Here is a 19,003-nt window from a genome sequence, read left to right as displayed (position 1 = left end):
TCAACTTATTGAAATATTAAGTCTCTGATCAGTCACAAGGCGGAAATGAAGCATCCATATGGCTGCCGACGAAAAAGAAGAAGCACGTCTGCGCGCGCTGCGCGAGCTCAATCTTTTGGATACGGCGCCGAGCGAAAACTTCGACCGCATCACCCGCCTTGCTGCGCAATTTTTCGAGACGCCGATTTCGGCGGTTTCTCTCACAGACGTCGATCGGCAATGGTTCAAGTCGCGGGTCGGCTGTGGCCCTCAAATTCCGCGCGAGCATGCCCCTTGCGCTGAGGTGACGCGCTCGGGCGACGTGCTCGTCGTCTCCGATCTCGCCGAGGATCCGCGCTTCAACAAGGGCGTGCTCGTCGAAAACGGGGTGCGCTTTTACGCCGGCGCGCCGCTCGTCACCAAAGAGGGCTTTACGCTCGGCTCCATGTGCGTCCTCGACACGGTTCCCCGTGAGATTGGGAAGGACGACGAGAAGGCGCTGCGCGACCTTGCCGCCATGGTCATGACCCAGATCGAGCTGCAGCATGCCATCGGCCGCATCGATCCGGTAAGCGGCCTGCCCAACCGCCAGCAATTCACGGAAAATCTCGAGGATTTGGCGCGCGATTTTGCCGGCGAGCGGCGGCTGGCGATCCTTCTCGATCTTGCGCCGCCGAACCAGATCGTCCAGGCGTTGCGGGTTCTGGGGCCGACCTATCTCGACGATTTGATGCGCCTGTCAGTCGAGGGCGTGCGCAATCTGAAGATCGAGGGCCATACGGTCTATCATGTGGGCGGAGCCCAGCTTCTCGCCGTGATCGGCGATGCGGACGAAGAAAGGGTCGAGGTCGAACTCGTCAAGCGGCTCAACATGCTCGCCGATTTCAGTCGTGGCAGGGGAGCGGCGAGCCTGAGCCACATGGCCTGCGGCATCGCCCCTTTCATCCTCGGCGAGGTCAAGGCCGGCGACGTTCTGCGCGCCGCGCATCACGCCGCGCAAGACGCCCGTGAAAGCGACCGGGTCGTCGGTATTTATTCGGCGGCGACCGACGAAGAGCACAAACGCCGCTATGCCCTGATCGCCGCCTTGCGCGAGCTTCTGGAGAGGGGCGGTGACGGAGAGCTGTCGCTCGTCTACCAGCCGCGCATCGATTTGAAGACCGGCCGGTGTTATGGCGCCGAAGCTCTGTTGCGCTGGGATCACCCCGAATACGGGTCCGTGTCCCCGGCCGAATTCATCCCGCTCGCCGAACAGACGGATCTCATGCGTCCGCTCACGTCGTGGGTGAAGCTCCGGGCCATTGCCCAGCTGCGCGCCTGGCGCGACGAAGGCTACGATCTGCGCGTTTCCATCAACGTCTCAGCCGCCAATCTGGAGGAGGAGGAGTTCGGTCTCCGTCTCGCCAGCGTGCTTGCCGAGAACGGCGTCTCGCCGTCGTGCCTGGAGATCGAGTTCACCGAGAGCACCTTCATCTCCAACCGCCGCCGCGTGGTGAAGAACCTGACCGACATCCGCGAGCTCGGCGTCGTCTGCGCCATCGACGATTTCGGCACCGGCTATTCGACCTTCTCCTATCTGCATGATTTCCCGGCCGACATCATCAAGATCGACCAGACGTTCATCCGCAAGCTGGAGCCGGGAAGCCGGGGGTCCATTCTGGTGCAGAGCCTCATTCATATGGCCGGTGCGCTTGGCTACCGGGTGGTGGCGGAAGGCGTGGAGACGCAGGATGTCGCCGATTTTCTGATCGAGGCGGGCTGCCATGAAGGCCAGGGCTATCTGTTTTCCCGGCCCCTGCCGCCGGAGGCTTTCGCCGATTGGCTCAAAAGCCATGCGGCGGAGCGGCTGGAGGGATATGCCGCCTGAGGACTGAGCTGACGCCTCTGGCGCCCTGGCCGATTCCCCCAGGAACGCCCGGCAAGAACGTTCGGCGGAAACGCCCCTCTCTAAAACCGCATCGAAAAACTGCCGTTGAAATCGTGGCGGTGGCCTTCGGCGGCGAACTCGCCGTCGTAGGAGAAGGACAGCATCGCCATTTCGGCGACCGCGACGGAGAGCGAGGCCCCGAGAAGCGCCGTGTCGGCGGCAACCGGCGCGGCTTGCGTCGCAAAGCCCGGCCCGCCGGCCACGAAACGGAGTTTTGCCGCGGGTGCGAGGTCGCCCTCCGCATGGCGCCAGCCGGCATGTCCGGCGACAACGGCAAGCCGGCCGCCGGGAAGCGTGAAGAGGCTCGAGGCGCGCAGGCCGAGCGTGGAGAAGAGGAGGTTCTGGCTTTCCAGATCTCCGGCAAGCCCTGCCAAGTCTCCCGACTCCGAAATCTCGTCGCCATCGACATGCAGGAAGGCGAGGCCGGCAAAGGGCTCGATGGCAAGAGCGGCGAGCGAGGTCTCGTAGCTCACCTCGCCGAAGATCTGGCCTGTCCCGCTCCAGTCATCGGCGCGCTCGCGTTCGGCGAATTCGCCGATGACGACGTCGCGCGTCGTCTCGATATGGTTGAACGTATAGGCGGCTCCGCCCGTCAGGCCGAAAGCGCCGATGTTGCGGCCGCCGTAAAGGGCCGCGCCATAGCTGTCGACGAAGGCGTCGGCGCCATCGCGTCCGTTAAGCGAGGTACGCCCGAGGGCGATGGCGCTGCCGAGACGCCAGGCCGAGCCGACCATATTGTCGAGACCGGCGATGAGCCCGCCTTCCTTGACCGAGTAGCCTGACCTGCCGGTTTCAGCCGAGAAAGTCCCCCAGCTGCCATAGGCCTTCGCCCAAACGTTGCGACGTGCTCCGCGGGGTTCGCGGCCGGTGTTCTGACCGGCGGCATAGGAGAGCGCCGCGCTCGCCGGGGCTTCGAGGAGATCCTCGCCCGTATAGGCGAGCGGAGAAAAGCGCGAGGGTGTCTCATCGCGCAAAGCCGTCCGCAGGCGCGCTCCGACGGCATCGCGCAGGAAGCGGCCCTGTTCCACGACGGCGCGGCGCGCGGCGCCATGCACCTGTCCGGACAGGTCGCTGTAGGCGGCTTCGGCAGTCGCGGTATCGGGCGAAAGCAGGAGAGCGTCGTAGAGCGCGTTGCCGGCACCGAGGCTTTCGGCCGCCGCGGCGACGGCACGCTGATCGGCGCGGTTGGCGGCATCCTGAAAGGCGACGTCGTTGCGCGTGACGGCAAGCGCCAGGGCGCCGCTCTCGTAATCGAGCGCGAGATCGAGGAAGAGCCGGCTCGTCGCAAGGAGCGTGTCGAAGCGGCCGGTGACGCCCTCGCGTGCCGTCAGGAGCGTGTAATGTCCGGGGCCGCGCGCGCCGGACAAAGCGAGGCTGCCGCCCGCGATGACGGCCTGGCCGGCGACATCGACACGGTCGCTCGACCCGTCGGTGGCGAGCTCTGCGGCATAGGTCGAACCGGAGGCGAGGGTGAGATCGCCATCGACCGACAAGGTGCCGATCCCGTCGGCTCCTGGCGAGAGCGTGCCGCCTGCATCGACGCGTGTCGTGCCGACGCGGCCGGTGCCCCCGAGAAGACCGTTGTCGCCGACTTGAAGCGTGCCGGCGAGGGAAGCTCCGCTGCCGGCCTCCTCGCCGACGAGCAGGCGCGCATTGCGGATGTCCGTCGTGCCGGTGAAACCGGAGGAGCGGCCGGTCAGGATGGTCGTGCCGGAAAGAACTTTGACCGCGCCGTTGCCGGAAAGAACCGGGTCGAGCCTGTAATCTCGGTCGGAATGGTTGAGGAGGAGGGTACCCGTCCCGTCCCCGAAGGCGATCGTCTCAGCCTCGATGCGGCCGGCGGAGACGGGGGTGTTTTCAGAGCCGATGGTGAGCGTGCCCACAGAGCCGTTCTGCCGGGCGACGACGAGATTTGCGGCCGTGACCTGGCCGCCGCCAGAGACTTTGAGCGCGCCGGTGCCTGCGTCGGCGACGACGAGCTCGCCGCGCGAGGTGAGTGCCGAGCCCTCGCCGATGACGGTCGCGGTGCCATGTCCATCGGCCTCGCCGCCGAGCACCATTCTTTGCGCCGCGGCATGTCCGCCGCCGGAGACGGTCAGTGTGCCCGATCCCGCCTCACCGACGGTCAGATCGCCCGCACTTTCAAGCGATGAGCCGCTGCCCCCGATCCGCACCATGCCCGACGAACCGGCCTTTCGGCCAAGCACGATGCGGATGCCATGGGCCTCGGCGCCGGTGAAGATCTCCGCCTGTCCGCGTCCCGCATCGCCGATGACGAGGTCGCCGCGCGCGTCGAGGCGGGAGCCTGATCCGCTCATTCGGATCGTCCCGTCACCATCGGATTTCGAGCCGGCGGCCACGTCCGTCGCGGTGAGGGTTGCGCCAGTATGGATGGAAAGAAGGCCGGAGCCGCGCGTGCCGATGGAAATTCCGTCGATCACCGTCCAGGACGAGCCGCCGCCATCGAGAGCTGCGGTGCCGGTGGCCCCCGAGGTTTCTCCGAGGCTCGCGCTGTCGCTTGTGGCGGTTCCTGCCGCCGTGACGTGGAGCGTGCCGGTTCCGCCTGTCGATCTCGCGCCGCCTGCCGATCGCGCGTCAGCGTTGCCGCCGATCGCAAGCGCCTTGGTCGTCCACGAAGAGCCTTCGCCGGAAACCGTGACGCGGCCATCTGAGCCGGCCTCGGCGCCGAGCGTGCTGTCGCCGCTCGTGAGCGTTCCGCCGGCCGCGACCTCAATGTCGCCCGCGCCTTTGCCGCCGACAGTGAGCGCGCCCGTCGTCCATTGGCTGTCCGATCCGTTGATCGCGACTTTGCCGTCGGCGCCGGCCTCCGCCCCGATCACTCCGGAGCCAGAGGCGACCGACGCGGCGCCCGAGACGGAGAGAAGCCCCGAGCCGCGCGTGCCGATGGCAATTCCATCGATGACGGTCCAGGACGAGCCACGCCCGTTGACTGTGACTTCGCCCGTTCCGCCCACCTGGTCGCCGATCGTGCCCGAAGCGCTTGCGACCTTGCCGCCTGCGGCGATGTCGAGGCGGCCGGAGCCGTCGCCGCCGACCGTGAGGCCGCGAGCGACGGCCCAGGTTGAGCGGTCGCCGGAGACGGTGGCGACACCTTCTGCGCCGGCGGAATCTCCGAGGATGGCGCTGTCGGCGGTGAGCCGGCCGGAGGAAAGCTGAAGCTCGCCGATGCCGGCTTTGCCGACGATGAGGGCCGTGGCGACCGTGACGAGGGATTGGCCGGAAATGAGGAGTTTGCCGGCACCGCCAGGCGCTTCGCCGAGCGCGAGCGAGGAGGTGGCAAGAGAGGCGCCGCCTTCGACGCTGAGCCTGCCCTGGCCCTCGTCGCTGACGACAAGGCTGCCGGCATTCTGCCAATTGGCGCGGTCGCCGATGACGGTGGCGTCGCCCGCCGCGCCGGTTTCGGCACCGATCGTTGCGGTCTGCGTCGCAAGACGGCTGAGGATACGGATTGTGCCGCTTCCCGAAGCGCCGACGGCGAGCGACCCAGCCTCTGCATCCTCACCTTCGAGACGCACGGCGGGCGCGGCATCGATCACGGCCGCATCGTCGCGGGAGGGCGTGCCGGAGGTCCAGTTTCGGGGATCGAGCCAGGTGTCGCTTGCTGTGGCCTGCCAGGCGGTGTCGCCGGCAAGGCTCGGCGAGGGGAATCCAAAACCTGCGGCCAGAAGGCCGACTCCCACGCACGAAAATGCAGAACGCAACAAACTGATACGCATTTGCCGCTCTTGTGCCACGCATTGGTTACCAATCCGCTCTCGGCCGGGGAGAATTTTGTGCGGCGCCCTCTTGCGTTCGATGCATTTAGATATATCTAACTGGACGACATATCGAAATGCATCGGAGAATGACATGCATCATCATCACAACCATCCGGGGGCGGAGCGCGGACATCACCGTTTCGGCGGCGGTCGCCGTCACCGGCACGATGCGTGCGGCGATCAGGGCCGCGCGTATTTTGAGGACGAGACCTTCGAACGGGACATGTGCGACGACGAAGCCGAAGGCTGCGACGGTTTCGGGCCTGAGCGCAGGGCGAGAGGAGCTGGCCGCGGCGATGCCCGCAGGCCGGACGATCGCCAAGACTTCGGCGATTGGGAGGCTGCAGGCGAGCGGCACGGTCGCCATGGTCATCCCTTCGGGCACGAGTTTGGACGCGGTGGCGGCCGTGGGCATGGCCATGACGGTCCCCATGGCGAGCCTCATGACGCGCTTCATGGAGCACCCCGGGGCGGTCCCCGTGGCGGTTTTGGGGGTGGCCCGCGGGGTGGTCCCCGTGCCGGCTTTGGCGGTGGCTTTGGAGGTGGCTTTGGCGGCGACCCCCGGGGTGGTCCGGATGGCGGCTTCGGCGGCGGGCACGGAAGCCATGGCGGTGGACGCGGACGCGGCGGGCGCATCTTCGACCAGGGCGATCTGCGCCTCGTCATCCTGACGCTGATCCGCGACGAGCCGCGCCACGGCTACGACCTCATCAAGGCGATCGAGGAAAAGCTCGCCGGCGCCTATGTGCCGAGCCCGGGCGTCGTCTACCCGAACCTCAGCATGCTGGAGGAGATGGGCCACGCCTCGATCGAGGAGCGCGACGGCCGCAAGCTCTATGCGATCACCGAGGAAGGGCGCACCTATCTCGAAGCGCATGAGACGTTGGTGAAGACGATTTTTGCGCGCATGGAGAAAGTAGCGGCGGCACAGCCGTCGCGCTCCGCACCTGAGGTGCTGCGGGCTTTCGAGAACCTCAAAATGGCACTGTCGCTCCGCCGCGAGCGGGGGGCGCTGTCGAAGGAGGAATCGCAGGCGATTGCCGCAATCCTCGACGAGGCGGCGCGCGCCATCGAGCAAAGCTGAGCCTGCACGGCAGCCATGCTGAAGCGGCATGGCTGCCGCGCCTTTCTTCTTTGCGTCAAATGGTGCAAGGGCGGGCTTCCCCCCATCCCAGAGGTCTCCCTTGCTCCCCTGGCTCAAGCTCGATACGGCGCCGCTGCCGGCAGGCGGCGAAATGCGTCTCATGCAGCGCGGCGGCGATTTCGCCATCATGGTCGGCCGTGCCGAACTGATGAATTCCCGCCAGAGCGGCTCCGAAGAGGCGCTGGCGCATCTCGCCTGTGCGCGGATTTCAAACCGCAAGCGCCCGCATATTCTGATCGGCGGCCTCGGCATGGGGTTCACCTTGCGTGCCGCACTTGCCGATCTTCCGCCGGAAGCGCGCGTCACCGTCGCCGAACTCGTGCCGGCCGTGGTCGCCTGGGCCGGCGGTCCGCTGGCGGAGCTTTACGGCACGAGCCTCGCCGATCCGCGCGTCACGATCGTGGAGGAGGATGTCGCCCGGCTGATCGCCGAGGCGAACGGCACCTATGATGCGATCCTGCTCGATGTCGACAATGGGCCGGACGGTCTCGTCGCCGAAGACAACGAAGCGATCTATGCCTGGCGCGGGCTTGGTGCGGCGCGCCGGGCGCTGACGGCCGGCGGCGTGCTCGCGATCTGGTCGGCCGCCCCGGATCGCGCCTTTGCCGAGAGGCTGCGGCAGTCGGGCTTTGCCGTTGCCGAACAGAAAGTCAGGGCCCGCTCCAACGGCGCCGGCGCGCGCCATGTCATCTGGCTTGCGACGCGCAGCTCCGGCGATCAGGCGGCACGGCCGGCGCCGCGGCGGCGGGTGCGGCGCTGAACGCCTGACGCCCATGCCCCTGACCTCCGTGCCCCTGGCGCCCATGCCCTGACATCCGCGTCGCCTGGGGCGGGCGACGGACGGCTGAGAATGCGCTATGGCGGGGGAATGCACCCCGTCCTTTTGCCGTATCAGCCCCTCTGAACCGATTATGACGACCGACCTTGCCCTCGTCCTGGCGCTTCTCGGCGCCGCGATCGTGATGTTCGTCGCCAACCGCCCGCGCATGGATGCGGTGGCCGTGATCATGATGGTGGCGCTCCCCTTCACGGGCGTGCTCACCGTTTCCGAGGCGCTGTCGGGCCTGTCCGATCCCAACGTCGTGCTGATTGCGGCGCTCTTCATCATCGGCGAGGGCCTGGTGCGCACCGGCATTGCCCAAAGGCTCGGCGAGCGCATCGTGGCGCGCGCCGGCGGCAACGAGGCCCGCCTCATCGTCTTGTTGATGGTGACGGTGGGGCTGGTCGGTTCGGTGATGAGTTCGACGGGCGTGGTGGCGCTCTTCATCCCGGTGGTCCTGCGCGTCGCCCGCTCTGCCGATCTCGCGCCCGGCCGCCTGATGATGCCGTTGAGCGTCGCCGGTCTCATCAGCGGCATGATGACCCTCGTGGCGACGCCGCCGAACCTCATCGTCCATTCCGAACTTCTGCGGCAGGGTTTTGAAGGTTTCGGCTTTTTCGCCATCACGCCCTTCGGCGTGCCGCTTCTCGTTCTTGCCATCGTCTACATGCTCTTTGCCCGCCGTCTCCTGCCCGGCAAGCCGAAGAAGGCGGGCGGGGCGGTGCGTCCGCATCTCTCCGACTGGGTGGAGGAATATGGGCTCGCCGGGCGCGAGGGGCGGCTGCGCATCGAGCCGGGTTCCTCGCTCATCGGCCACCGTCTCAAAGATCTCAATTTGCGCTCCACATCGGGCGTCAACGTCATCGCGATCGAGCGCGGCCGCGGCTTTGCCCGCCATCTCATCCGCCCTCTGGCGCAGACACAGCTGCACGAAGGCGACATCCTCTTTCTCGATGTCTTCGTGCCGACGATCGACATCGACGATGTCTGTCGGCGTTTCGGCCTCGCCCGGCTGCCGCTGTCCGGCGCCTATTTCACCGACCGTTCGCAGGAAATCGGCATGGCGGAGATGATGGTGCCGGTGGAATCGAGCCTGATCGGCCGCACCGTCGTCGAGGCGCGCTTCCGCTCCGAGACGGATCTCGCCGTCGTCGGCCTGAAACGCGGACGCAAGGCGGTGACGACCTCGATCCTCGACGAGCCCCTGAAGCTCGGCGACACGCTTCTCGTCTTCGGGCCGTGGCGGGCGATCCGCGCTTTGCAGGCGGAGGGAAGCGACACCATCGCCCTCAATTTGCCGGCAGAACTCGACGATGCGCTGCCGGCGCCGGGGCGCGCGCCCTATGCGCTTGCAGCCCTCGCGCTTCTCGTCGGGCTGATGGTGTCAGGGGTGGTGCCGAACGTGCAGGCGGCGTTGATCGCCTGTCTCGTCATGGGGCTTTTCGGCTGTGTCGACATGACGAGCGCCTACCGGTCGATCCATTGGCAGAGCCTCGTTCTCATCGTCGGCATGCTGCCCTTTTCGCTCGCTTTGCAGAAGACGGGGGGCGTCGATCTCGCCGCCGATGCGCTGTTGTCGGTGGTCGGCGACGCCGGTCCGCGCGCCGTTCTCGTCGGCATCTTCATCGTGACGGCGGCGTTTTCGCTGTTCATTTCCAACACCGCGACGGCGGTTTTGATGGCGCCGGTCGCCGTTGCCGTCGCCGTCGAGCTTCACGCCTCGCCCTATCCCTTTGCGATGACGGTCGCGCTTGCGGCCTCGTCCGCCTTCATGACGCCGGTCTCGTCGCCTGTGAACACGCTCGTCATCGGGCCTGGCGATTACACCTTCATGGATTTCGTGCGCGTCGGCGTGCCCTTTGCGGCGATCTCGCTCGTTGCCACAGTGACCCTCGTTCCCTGGCTCTCGCCGTTCTGACGGGGGTCAGCTCGCCGAAGCGAGGTTCTGCGTAACGAGCCTGAGTGCTGGGGCCGCGCTCAAGGCGGGTCCGACGGCCACGCGATTGCGCCCGCCGCGCTTTGCCTCGTAGAGGCGCTCATCGGCGAGACGGTAGAGGTGGTTGAAGGTGCTGCCGCCCGAGACGCTGGCACCGCCGATGCTGACGGTGAGCTGGTGCGGGCATTCCTGCGGCGCAAATGAAATCGTTTCCACCTTGCGGCGAATGCGTTCGGCGATTTCGCCGGCATCGACCGTGTCCGGCAGGAAGACGCCGAATTCTTCGCCGCCGAGCCGGCCGACGAGATCGTCGATGCGCATGCTGGAGCGGATCGCCGCCGCGATGACGCACAAGGCTTCGTCCCCGCATTGATGGCCGAAGCGGTCGTTGATGCTCTTGAAACGGTCGGCGTCGATGACGAGGAGGGTGCCCGGACGCCTATCCGCCGAGCCGCCCTTCGTTTCGCCTGGATTGCCGACGCCATGCAACCAGTCGTCGACGAGACTTGAGAAGGCGCGCCGCGTGAGACAGCCGGTGAGCCCGTCGAGCGAGGCGATCGTGTTGAGGCGATGATTGGTCTTCGCGAGCTGTCGAAGTTTCAGCGACAGATAGAAGAAGGACGGGAAGGCGAGGATGAACGCCACCACGGCGGAGCTGAACAACGCGCGCGTCAGCGCCGGATCGCCGAGATCGCGAAACATCAGGAAATTGAAGGAAACAGCGAAGACGACGCAGAAAAGAGTGCCGAGCGTCGTCCAGCGCAGGATCTGCATACGTCCCCGCGGAGATACGTCTGAAAGCATGGGTGCGCCGAACCTTCCGTTCCGCCACGGAAACTAGCCCCTATTCCTGAACAGGACTTTGGCGAGTTCGCAAAATTTGTAACTGTTTGCAGGCGTAGCTCGCAACTTATGGCGGCGGGTGCTGAAATGCGGGGATCGGAGGGGCGCGACATATCGCCGGCCGGCTTTGACCGGCGTGGCGGCCGACGCCACTTCAAGGGTGATGCGGGGTGTGACCCCCGGTGTGACCGTGTCTGTGGGTCTCGCGCCGGCAGAAAGCCTCGGGGAACGGCAGCGCCCGATGCCTGGCGGGCGGGAGGTTCGGATGGTGCGGGACATCCGGGAAGAGGGACGCGACGAGACGGCCCTGAGCTGCGGCCATGCCGCGGAGGCACGAGCCGATGTCGCCGTTCATGCCGAGCCGCTCGAGACGGTGTTCGACACTTTTGGCGCAAGCCGCGACGGGCTGAGCACGGCGGAGGCGGCCGACCGGCTTGCCCGCTTCGGGGAAAACCGTCTGCCCGTCGCAAAGCCGCGCGGGCCGCTTCTGCGTTTTCTCGCCCAGTTCGACAATCTTCTGATCTTCGTGCTGCTGGCGGCGGCGGCGGTGACCGCGCTTCTGGCGGAATGGATCGACATGTCGCTGATCCTCGGCGTCGTCGTCATCAACGCCGTCGTCGGCTTCATCCAGGAGGGGCGGGCGGAAAAGGCGCTCCAGGCGATCCGCGGCATGGTGAGCCCGCACGCTTCGGTTCTCCGCGACGGGCGGCGCCTCACCGTGCCGGTCGAAGAGCTGGTGCCCGGCGATATCGTGCTTCTGGAGGCGGGCGACCGCGTGCCCGCCGATCTCCGGCTCTTCCGCGCCCGCGGGCTTCGGATCGAGGAGGCGGCGTTCACCGGCGAATCCGTGCCCGCCGACAAGGCGCTGGGCGAGGTGGCGGCGGATGCGCCGATCGGCGACCGCACCTCGATGGCGTTTTTCGGCACGCTCGTCGTCAACGGCCAGGGCGCGGGCGTGGTCGTCGCGACCGGGGAAGCGACGGAGCTCGGCCATATCACGCAGCTTCTCTCCTCGGTGGAGCAGCTGACGACGCCGCTTCTGCGCCAGATGGACATTTTTGCCCGCCAGCTCACCTTCGTCATTCTGGGCGCTGCAGTGCTCGTCTTCCTGTGGGGCGTTTTCCTCACCGGCTATGCCTGGGAAGAGGCCTTCATGGCGGTGATCGGGCTTGCGGTGGCCGCGATCCCGGAAGGCCTGCCGGCGGTGATGACCATCACGCTCGCTATCGGAGTGGAGCGCATGGCGCGTCGCAACGCCATCATCCGCCGCCTGCCGGCGATCGAGACGCTGGGTTCCGTTTCCGTCATCTGCTCCGACAAGACCGGCACCCTGACGCGCAACGAGATGATCGTCTCCTCCGCGATCCTGGCCGATGGCGAGATCGAGATCGTCGGGTCGGGCTATGCCCCGGAAGGAGAGCCCATCAGAAACGGCGAGCCGGTCGACAAGGAAGCGCATTTCGCGCTCGGGCTTCTCGCCCGCGCCGCGCTTCTCTGCAACGATGCGAGCCTGCGCCAGACGGAGGACGGCTGGGTCGTCGAGGGCGACCCGATGGAGGGGGCGCTCGTCACCTTTGCCGCGCGCGCCGGCTGGCACTGGGAGACGACGCGCGGCGCCTTTGAGCGGCGCGACGAGCTGCCCTTCGATTCCACCACACAGTTCATGGCGACGCTGCACCAGGAGGACGACGCCCGCATCGTCTATGTGAAGGGCGCGCCCGAATGCGTGCTTCAGATGTGCGACCGCCAGGTGGATGAGGCTGGCGAAGTGCCGCTCGACCGGGCGAAATGGCAAAGCCATGTGGAGATGCTGGCGGCGGACGGGCGCCGGGTTCTGGCCTTCGCGGCCAAAGTGGTGGGCGACAGCGTCGACGCGTTGGCGCCGGCCGATGTGGAAGAAGGGCTGAGCCTCATCGGCCTCGTCGGGCTCATCGATCCGCCGCGCGAGGAGGCGCGCGAGGCCGTCGCCGATTGCAAGCGCGCCGGCATCGCCGTGAAGATGATCACCGGCGACCATGCCGCGACCGCCGGTGCGATCGGCCGCAGGCTCGGCTTGAGCGGCGAGGTCGCCGTCTTGACCGGACCCGAACTCGATGAAATCGGCGAGGCGGCGTTTCCCGCCCGGATCGCCGCGACCGACGTGTTCGCGCGCGCCAGCCCCGCCCACAAGCTGCGCATCGTGGAGGCGCTGCAGGCGCAAGGCGCGGTCGTCGCCATGACCGGCGACGGGGTGAACGACGCGCCGGCCCTGAAGCGGGCCGATGTCGGTGTCGCGATGGGGAAAAAGGGCACGGAGGCCGCCAAGGAGGCGGCCGACATGGTGCTTGCGGATGATAATTTCGTCTCGATCGTCGCCGCCGTGCGCGAGGGGCGCACCGTCTACGACAATCTGAAAAAGGTCGTCGCCTGGACGCTGCCGACGAATGGCGGCGAGGCGGCGGCGATCATCGGCGCCATGCTGTTCGGCCTGACGCTGCCGGTGACGCCCGCCCAGATCATCTGGATCAACATGGTGACGGCCGTCACCCTCGGGCTGACGCTCGCCTTCGAGCCGACGGAGCCCGGCACCATGGGACGGCCGCCGCGAAAGCCGGACGAGCCGCTCGTCTCGCCCTTCCTGTTGTGGCGGATCGTCTTCGTCTCAGGGCTCTTCGTCGTCGGGCTGTTCGGCATGTTCAATTTGGCGCTCTGGCGCGGCGAGAGCGTGGAGACGGCGCGCACCATCGTCGTCAACACCATGGTGGTGATGGAAATCGCCTATCTCTTTTCCATCCGCTATATCGGCGGTCCCTCGCTCACCTGGCGCGGCCTGATGGGCACGCGCGCCGTCTTGATCGGCGTGGCGATCCAGGTCTTGGCCCAGCTTCTCTTCACCTACGCCCCGCCGGCGCAATTCGTTTTTGAGAGCCGTCCGCTGTCGGTGGCTGAAGGCGCGATGATCCTCGGGGTGGGTGTGGTGCTGTTTGCGGTGTTGGAGGTGGAGAAGGGGGTGATGCGGCGGTGGAGGGGGTGAGACCCTCGGCCTCCTGACGGGTTGCAACAAGAGGGCGCCGTTCAGGGCGCTCCGCTCAACCGCTCAGGCGGCATTCTCCATCAGCAAACGCCCGACTCCCTTTGCACCGACGAACTGCGACAGGAGGCGGTAGTTGTTTCTCTCGTGACGGATGCGCCCTGCGACGATCGCAGGATGAACGCCGGCTTCGTGTGCCAGAGAAAGGATGTTGCGCACATTCGGGTTGGAACGCGCTGGATGTTTCTCCCAGAGGTCAGATGGGATCAGAGCTTCTTGGGCCCATTCGTCCGCTTCACGCTCCCGCATGTCATCGCGGTCATGGTTGCGTTCGCGCAGTTGCAGGTCGTCGATAAACACCTCGTCCGTGCCTTCGAGGAAATGGCGGCCAAGATGCGCGAGTTCGTGCAGGAGGCAGAACCAGAAATTGTCGAGGCGGTCGTATCGGATCGTCATGCCCACCACCGGCACGTTTTCGGCGGTCCAGAGTGCCGCGCCGTCGAGATAGGTTCTCGGCATATGGGCGGCGACGACCAAGGCAATGCCGTGCTGCGCGAGCTTCTCCCTCGCCAGCTTCGGCCCTTCGTCGAACGTGCTCAAACGGGCCAGGTCGCGCAGGAATTCAAGATCGATCGTCCCCGTCTCGTAGCGGCCTTCGAGACCAGCATCGCGCGCCCTGCACAGGATGTGAAGGCACCAGGCCCGCAAGGCATCGACGTCCGTTTTGGCGTTCGCACGCGCGCCGTAACCCTGACGAAAGAGCGCTTGCGGCAAAGCTTTGCGACCACCTGCGCAGGCGATCAGGTTCTGCACGATCTCCTCGGCCCGGTCTTTCATGTCCGCCGTCTTCTCGATCCAGCCGCGCCGCGCCATTTCCGTGAGGGGAAAACGGTCGAGGTCGATTCCTGTGGGAGCTTTCGGCAAACCTCCGTCGCCGATTAGAATCTCCGCGGGGATGCCGAGGTGCTTGTGCAGAGCTCGGATCATCTTCAGCGTGAGGTCCCGCTTGCCGTGGAGCACCTCGGAGGCTTTCGCGCGGCTTCCGAAGATCGGTGCAAGATCGCTCTGGTTCATGTCGAGCTGCTGCATGCGAAACCTGATGGCCTCGAGCGGGTCGGGCGTGTCCATGGGAAAATGCCGATCCTCATAGACTTCGACCAGCGTCGCGAGCACGTCGAGTTCGTCGTCTTCTGCCGGAGAGCGGCCCATCTCCATGAGCGCTTCGACACGGGCGAGAGCGGCGGCATAGTCCTGGTCTGAATGAATGGGCCGAATACGATAGTCACTCATCGTCACACCTCCTCCGCATCGATCTGGTCGTACTCCTTATGGGTCCCCAGAAAGCGGACAAATCCGATCCTCTTTGCGTAGTCGAACTTCACGATCAGGCGATATTTGTTCCCGCAGATGTTGAAGACCACGCGCCCGCCTTTGAGAATGCTCGCATTGCGGTATTGAGCCTTGATGTCTGCCGGCGATGCCCATTCCGCCCGCCTGGCCTCTGCCCACCACACATCGAGTTGCGCCTTCGCATCGGGAAAGCGCTCCCCGAAAGCGATCAGCTTGGGTCGAGCAATGATCCTCATGCATGAGACTTATACCGCAGCATCTCAAGGCGTCAATTTAATATGCTCCCTTGAAGGGAACGATTCAAGGCGCGAGAAAATGGCCCGGGGTGGTCGGGGCTGAGCCGCCCCGGCTGAGATCCAAACGGCCGACGGATCCCATCTCACCCCCGTGCCGCCCCCGAGGCATCTGCGTGTCGCTTTCCGGCAAGCTTGCAGAGGGTGTCTCGGGCATGGGGGCGGCGGTGTCTGCGCGGGCGGCGTTTCGGTCCGGTTGAGCCTGTCTTGATCCTTCAGGACGGGGTTGTTCTGGCCTCTGTCATCGTCGCTTTGCTGGACATCGCAAAAATCCGCGAAATCGAGGTTCCTGGTGGACACGCCGGCGCGGCGTGCGAGCGAGCCGCTGAGCGACGACTTGGGGCGAAGGCTGGGCTGAAAAGCCGGCCGGAGACCTCGGGCGGGGTGAAGGCGGGGGGGGCGGTGATCGTGGTCAAGGTGATCGCGCTGAACGTGAGCGTGGCGACGGTGATCGCGGTCAAAGTGATCGCGGTGAAAGTGAGCGCGGTGACATTGAACGCCGCGACATCGGCGACCGAAATGCATTCAGGCATCGGGGAAAAATATGTTTCAGCTCGTCACGAGCGTCTGGGCGCTTCTCTTCGGTGTCTTCCTGATCATGGTCGGCAACGGCATGCAGTCGACGCTGATGGGTGTGCGCGGCGATATCGAGGGGTTTTCGACGTTCGAGCTGTCGCTCGTGACGTCGGGCTATTTCCTGGGCTTTCTGGTCGGCTCGCGCTGGACGCCGGAGATGATCCGCAAAGTCGGCCATGTGCGCGTCTTCGCAGCCCTCGGCTCCTTGATGTCGGCGGGGCTCATCGCCTTTCCGCTTCTGACCGATCCGTGGTCGTGGACGATCCTGCGCCTGATGCTCGGCTTCTGCCTGTCGGGCATCTATGTGACGTCGGAAAGCTGGCTCAACGACCGCGCCACCAACGAGACGCGGGGCATGCTGTTGTCGTCCTATATGGTGGCGCAGATGCTCGGCATGGTGGCGGGGCAGGGGCTTTTGAATTTCGGCGATGCCGCGGGCTTTTCTCTGTTCGTCTGGGCGTCGATCCTCGTCTCGCTCGCCTTCACGCCGGTGCTCTTGTCGGCCGTGCCGATTCCGGCGGTGCAATCGCCCAAGGCGATGTCGCTGCGCCAGCTCTACGATCGCTCGCCGACGGCGGCGGTCGGCACGCTGGTGCTCGGCGGCGTGCTGGCGGCGCAGATGGGCATGTCCCCGGTCTACGGTGCCAAGATCGGGCTCGATGTGCGCGAGATCTCGGCGCTCGTCGCCGCCCTCTTCACCGGCTCCTTTCTGTTTCAGTTTCCGGTCGGCCGGATGTCGGATTTCATGGATCGGCGCGTCCTGATCCTGACGCTGTCGGCGGTCGGCGCGGTGACCTGTGGCGTCGCCTTCACGCTGTCGGGAAACCTGATCGCGCTTCTGGCGGCCGGCCTCGTCATGGGCGGTATGGCAAGCCCGCTCTACTCCCTCCTGATCGCCTACACGAACGATTACCTCGACCATGAAGATATGCCGGCGGCGGCGAGCGGGATGGTTTTCATCTATGGGGTGGGCGCGGTCGCAGGCCCGCTGATGACCGGTCAGGCGATGGATCTCGCCGGCCCGCAATTCTTCTGGGTCATCCTGGCCGCGCTCTTTGCGATCATCGCGGTCCATACCGGGTGGCGCATGTCGCAGCGTCCGGCCCCGGCCGGCGATGATTCCGCCTATGTCAGCGTGCTGCCGAACTCGTCGACCGTCGCCGTCGAGGCGGCCTATGAATGGTATACCGAGGCAGCCTCGGAGAGCGACGAGGAGGAAGGCGCCGAGGCCAAATCGGACCACGGCGAGGGCGCCTCGGAAACCGATGAGGCGGCCTCGGACGCCGACGAGCCGGCCCCGGAGGCCGATGAGCCGGCGCCGGAAAACCTGCAGCACAAGGAAGATTACGGGCCGGAATACGTGGACGACGACGAGAATGCGCCACCCGAAAAGGATCGTTAGTCCGATCGTTTTTGAGGTCATATCGCCCGCTGGCGCCGGTTCGCCGTGCGCAAAACCCTCCCGGCGGGTTTCATCCCCCGGCACCGGCGCGGCTTTTTGGCTTTCGCCGTTTTCTCCACACGCCAGGAATGCTTGACTGTGCCGCCCCCAGGGGCTTGCCTTTCAGGGACGGCCCTTCTCCCCCCTGGCGTCGAAGAAGACGGAACATCCTTGAATGGCGACGACCGATCTCGCGAGCCGCGTTTACGATCACACCTGGAAGCTCGACCCGATCGTTCGCTCCCTGCTCGACACGGATTTTTACAAGCTCTTGATGTTGCAGATGATCTGGCGTCTGCATCGCGACACGCAGGTGACCTTCTCGCTGATCAACCGCACGCGCCGGGTGAAGCTTGCCGAGGAGATCGACGAGGCGGAGCTGCGCGATCAGCTCGATTATGCCCGCTCGCTCACCTTCACCAAGAAGGAGATGATCTGGCTCGCCGGCAATTCGTTTTATGGCCGCTCGCAGATCTTCGAGCCGGAATTCCTCGCCTGGCTCGCCAAATTCCGCCTGCCGGAATACGAGCTGAAGCGCGTCGACGGGCAGTTCGAGCTCGATTTCCACGGCCCCTGGACGCACACGACGATGTGGGAAATTCCGGCGCTCGCGATCGTCAACGAGCTCCGGTCGCGCGCCGCCATGCGCCCGATGGGACGCTTCGCGCTCGACGTGCTCTACGCCCGCGCCAAGGCAAAACTCTGGGACAAGGTGGAGCGGCTGCGCCAGCTGCCGAATTTGCGGCTCTCCGATTTCGGCACGAGACGGCGGCATTCCTTTCTGTGGCAGCGCTGGTGCGTGGAGGCGTTGAAGGAGGGGCTGGGCGACGCCTTCATCGGCTCCTCGAACGTGCTTCTGGCCATGGATGCCGATCTGGAGGCGATCGGCACCAATGCGCACGAGCTGCCGATGGTGGAGGCGGCGCTGTCGCCCGACGACGCGGCGCTTCGGGGCGCGCCCTACCGGGTGCTGCGCGAATGGGAGACGCTCTACGGCGGCAATCTTCTGATCGTCCTGCCCGACGCCTACGGCACGACGGCGTTCTTGAAGAACGCGCCCGACTGGGTCGCCGACTGGACCGGCTTTCGCCCCGATTCCGCCCCGCCCATTCCTGCGGGCGAGGAGATCATCGCCTGGTGGCGGTCGAAAGGGCGCGATCCCTCAGAAAAGCTTCTGATCTTCTCCGACGGCATGGACGTCGATACGATCGAGGAGACCTACCGGCATTTTTCCGGCAGGGCGCGCATGTCCTTCGGCTGGGGCACCAATCTCACCAACGATTTCCGCGGCTGCGCGCCGGAGCCCTGCGGGGCGCTCGATCCGATCTCGCTCGTCTGCAAGGTGAGCAGTGCCAACGGCCATCCGGTCGTCAAGCTCTCCGACAATCCGCGAAAGGCGAGCGGACCGGAAGAGGAGATCGAGCGCTATCTGAAGGTCTTCGGCTCCAAGGGCCGCATCGACCGCGAGGTTTTCGTCTGAGGTTTTGCGCGAGCCCGCGCGGCTGCGTGGCGGGCCGACCTGTCTGTCGCAATCAGCGCCGGCGATGCGTCGGGGCGTGAAAATCCGGCGGCTTGTTGGCGATCCAGGCGAGAAATTTTTCTATCTTCGGATGGGCGGAGAGGGGCGTTCCTTCCGTCTCGAAGCGGGCAAGATCGGCATTCGAGAAGACGGCGTGGAGCGTGCGGTGGCAGATCGGATGGATCGGCACCGTCTCCCGCCCGCCACGGCTTTTCGGCACCGGATGATGCCATTCGACGCGCCGCCCGAGCGGGCGCCCGCACAGCCAGCAGGTGTCGGAATAGATTTCGTCTGCCGCCATGAGAGGAATGTCGTCGCCAGAAGAACTTGATAAAGCGCATAAATAACGAATCAGATAATATTGTGTGGATGAGCTAGCTATCTGA

12 protein-coding genes are annotated in these 19,003 nt (G+C 65.8%); 7 read left to right on the top strand and 5 right to left on the bottom strand.

The genetic code is table 11. The annotated features are described in order from the left end of the window. The first annotated feature begins 58 nt into the window (after positions 1-58). Complete coding sequence (locus tag NYQ83_RS08130; RefSeq protein WP_261213856.1) at positions 59-1,846, top strand: putative bifunctional diguanylate cyclase/phosphodiesterase; 1,788 nt, start codon at positions 59-61, stop codon at positions 1,844-1,846. Between the two features lie 80 nt (positions 1,847-1,926). Here NYQ83_RS08130 and NYQ83_RS08125 read toward each other — a convergent pair whose 3' ends face one another. Further along, positions 1,927-5,643 carry an autotransporter domain-containing protein gene (locus tag NYQ83_RS08125; RefSeq protein ID WP_261213854.1) on the bottom strand — a complete coding sequence of 1,239 codons (3,717 nt, stop codon included), beginning with the start codon at positions 5,641-5,643 and terminating at the stop codon, positions 1,927-1,929. A gap of 133 nt (positions 5,644-5,776) precedes the next feature. Here NYQ83_RS08125 and NYQ83_RS08120 point away from each other — a divergent pair, with 133 nt between their 5' ends. The 3 genes from NYQ83_RS08120 to NYQ83_RS08110 all read left to right on the top strand — a co-directional run bounded on the left by NYQ83_RS08120 (position 5,777) and on the right by NYQ83_RS08110 (position 9,567). Then, a complete protein-coding gene (locus tag NYQ83_RS08120) occupies positions 5,777-6,769 on the top strand; it encodes a PadR family transcriptional regulator (protein ID WP_261213852.1) in 993 nt (330 codons plus the stop codon). A gap of 100 nt (positions 6,770-6,869) precedes the next feature. Continuing rightward, a complete protein-coding gene (locus tag NYQ83_RS08115; protein WP_261213850.1) occupies positions 6,870-7,589 on the top strand; it encodes a spermidine synthase in 720 nt (239 codons plus the stop codon). A 151-nt stretch (positions 7,590-7,740) separates the two neighbouring features. Continuing rightward, positions 7,741-9,567 carry an SLC13 family permease gene (locus NYQ83_RS08110; RefSeq protein ID WP_261213848.1) on the top strand — a complete coding sequence of 609 codons (1,827 nt, stop codon included), beginning with the start codon at positions 7,741-7,743 and terminating at the stop codon, positions 9,565-9,567. Between the two features lie 6 nt (positions 9,568-9,573). On the opposite strand, the gene NYQ83_RS08105 is transcribed toward NYQ83_RS08110, so the two are convergent. After that, positions 9,574-10,389 (bottom strand): GGDEF domain-containing protein, encoded by an 816-nt coding sequence (locus NYQ83_RS08105; RefSeq protein ID WP_261213846.1) that lies wholly within the window; start codon positions 10,387-10,389, stop codon positions 9,574-9,576. 304 nt (positions 10,390-10,693) lie between these two features. On the opposite strand from NYQ83_RS08105, the gene NYQ83_RS08100 reads away from it, so the two are divergent. Next, positions 10,694-13,441, top strand: coding sequence for a cation-transporting P-type ATPase (locus tag NYQ83_RS08100; protein ID WP_261213844.1), 2,748 nt, complete (start codon positions 10,694-10,696; stop codon positions 13,439-13,441). Positions 13,442-13,504: 63 nt separating this feature from the next. Here NYQ83_RS08100 and NYQ83_RS17780 read toward each other — a convergent pair whose 3' ends face one another. Then, positions 13,505-14,728, bottom strand: a complete 1,224-nt coding sequence (locus NYQ83_RS17780; protein ID WP_314733291.1) for an ImmA/IrrE family metallo-endopeptidase — start codon at positions 14,726-14,728, stop codon at positions 13,505-13,507. A 2-nt stretch (positions 14,729-14,730) separates the two neighbouring features. Next, complete coding sequence (locus NYQ83_RS08090) at positions 14,731-15,024, bottom strand: type II toxin-antitoxin system HigB family toxin (protein ID WP_261213843.1); 294 nt, start codon at positions 15,022-15,024, stop codon at positions 14,731-14,733. Positions 15,025-15,625: 601 nt separating this feature from the next. On the opposite strand from NYQ83_RS08090, the gene NYQ83_RS08085 reads away from it, so the two are divergent. Beyond that, on the top strand, positions 15,626-17,059 hold the full coding sequence (locus NYQ83_RS08085; protein ID WP_261213841.1) for an MFS transporter: 1,434 nt from the start codon (positions 15,626-15,628) through the stop codon (positions 17,057-17,059). 214 nt (positions 17,060-17,273) lie between these two features. After that, positions 17,274-18,578: a nicotinate phosphoribosyltransferase gene (gene pncB / locus NYQ83_RS08080; RefSeq protein WP_261213839.1), complete on the top strand. Its 1,305-nt coding sequence runs from the start codon at positions 17,274-17,276 to the stop codon at positions 18,576-18,578. A 52-nt stretch (positions 18,579-18,630) separates the two neighbouring features. Here pncB and NYQ83_RS08075 read toward each other — a convergent pair whose 3' ends face one another. Further along, positions 18,631-18,918 (bottom strand): HNH endonuclease, encoded by a 288-nt coding sequence (locus NYQ83_RS08075; RefSeq protein WP_261213837.1) that lies wholly within the window; start codon positions 18,916-18,918, stop codon positions 18,631-18,633. Positions 18,919-19,003 lie beyond the last annotated feature (85 nt).

Source organism: Afifella sp. JA880, from assembly GCF_025379905.1.
Lineage (GTDB): Bacteria > Pseudomonadota > Alphaproteobacteria > Rhizobiales > Afifellaceae > Afifella > Afifella aestuarii.
This window is presented reverse-complemented; position numbering and strand designations above follow the sequence as displayed.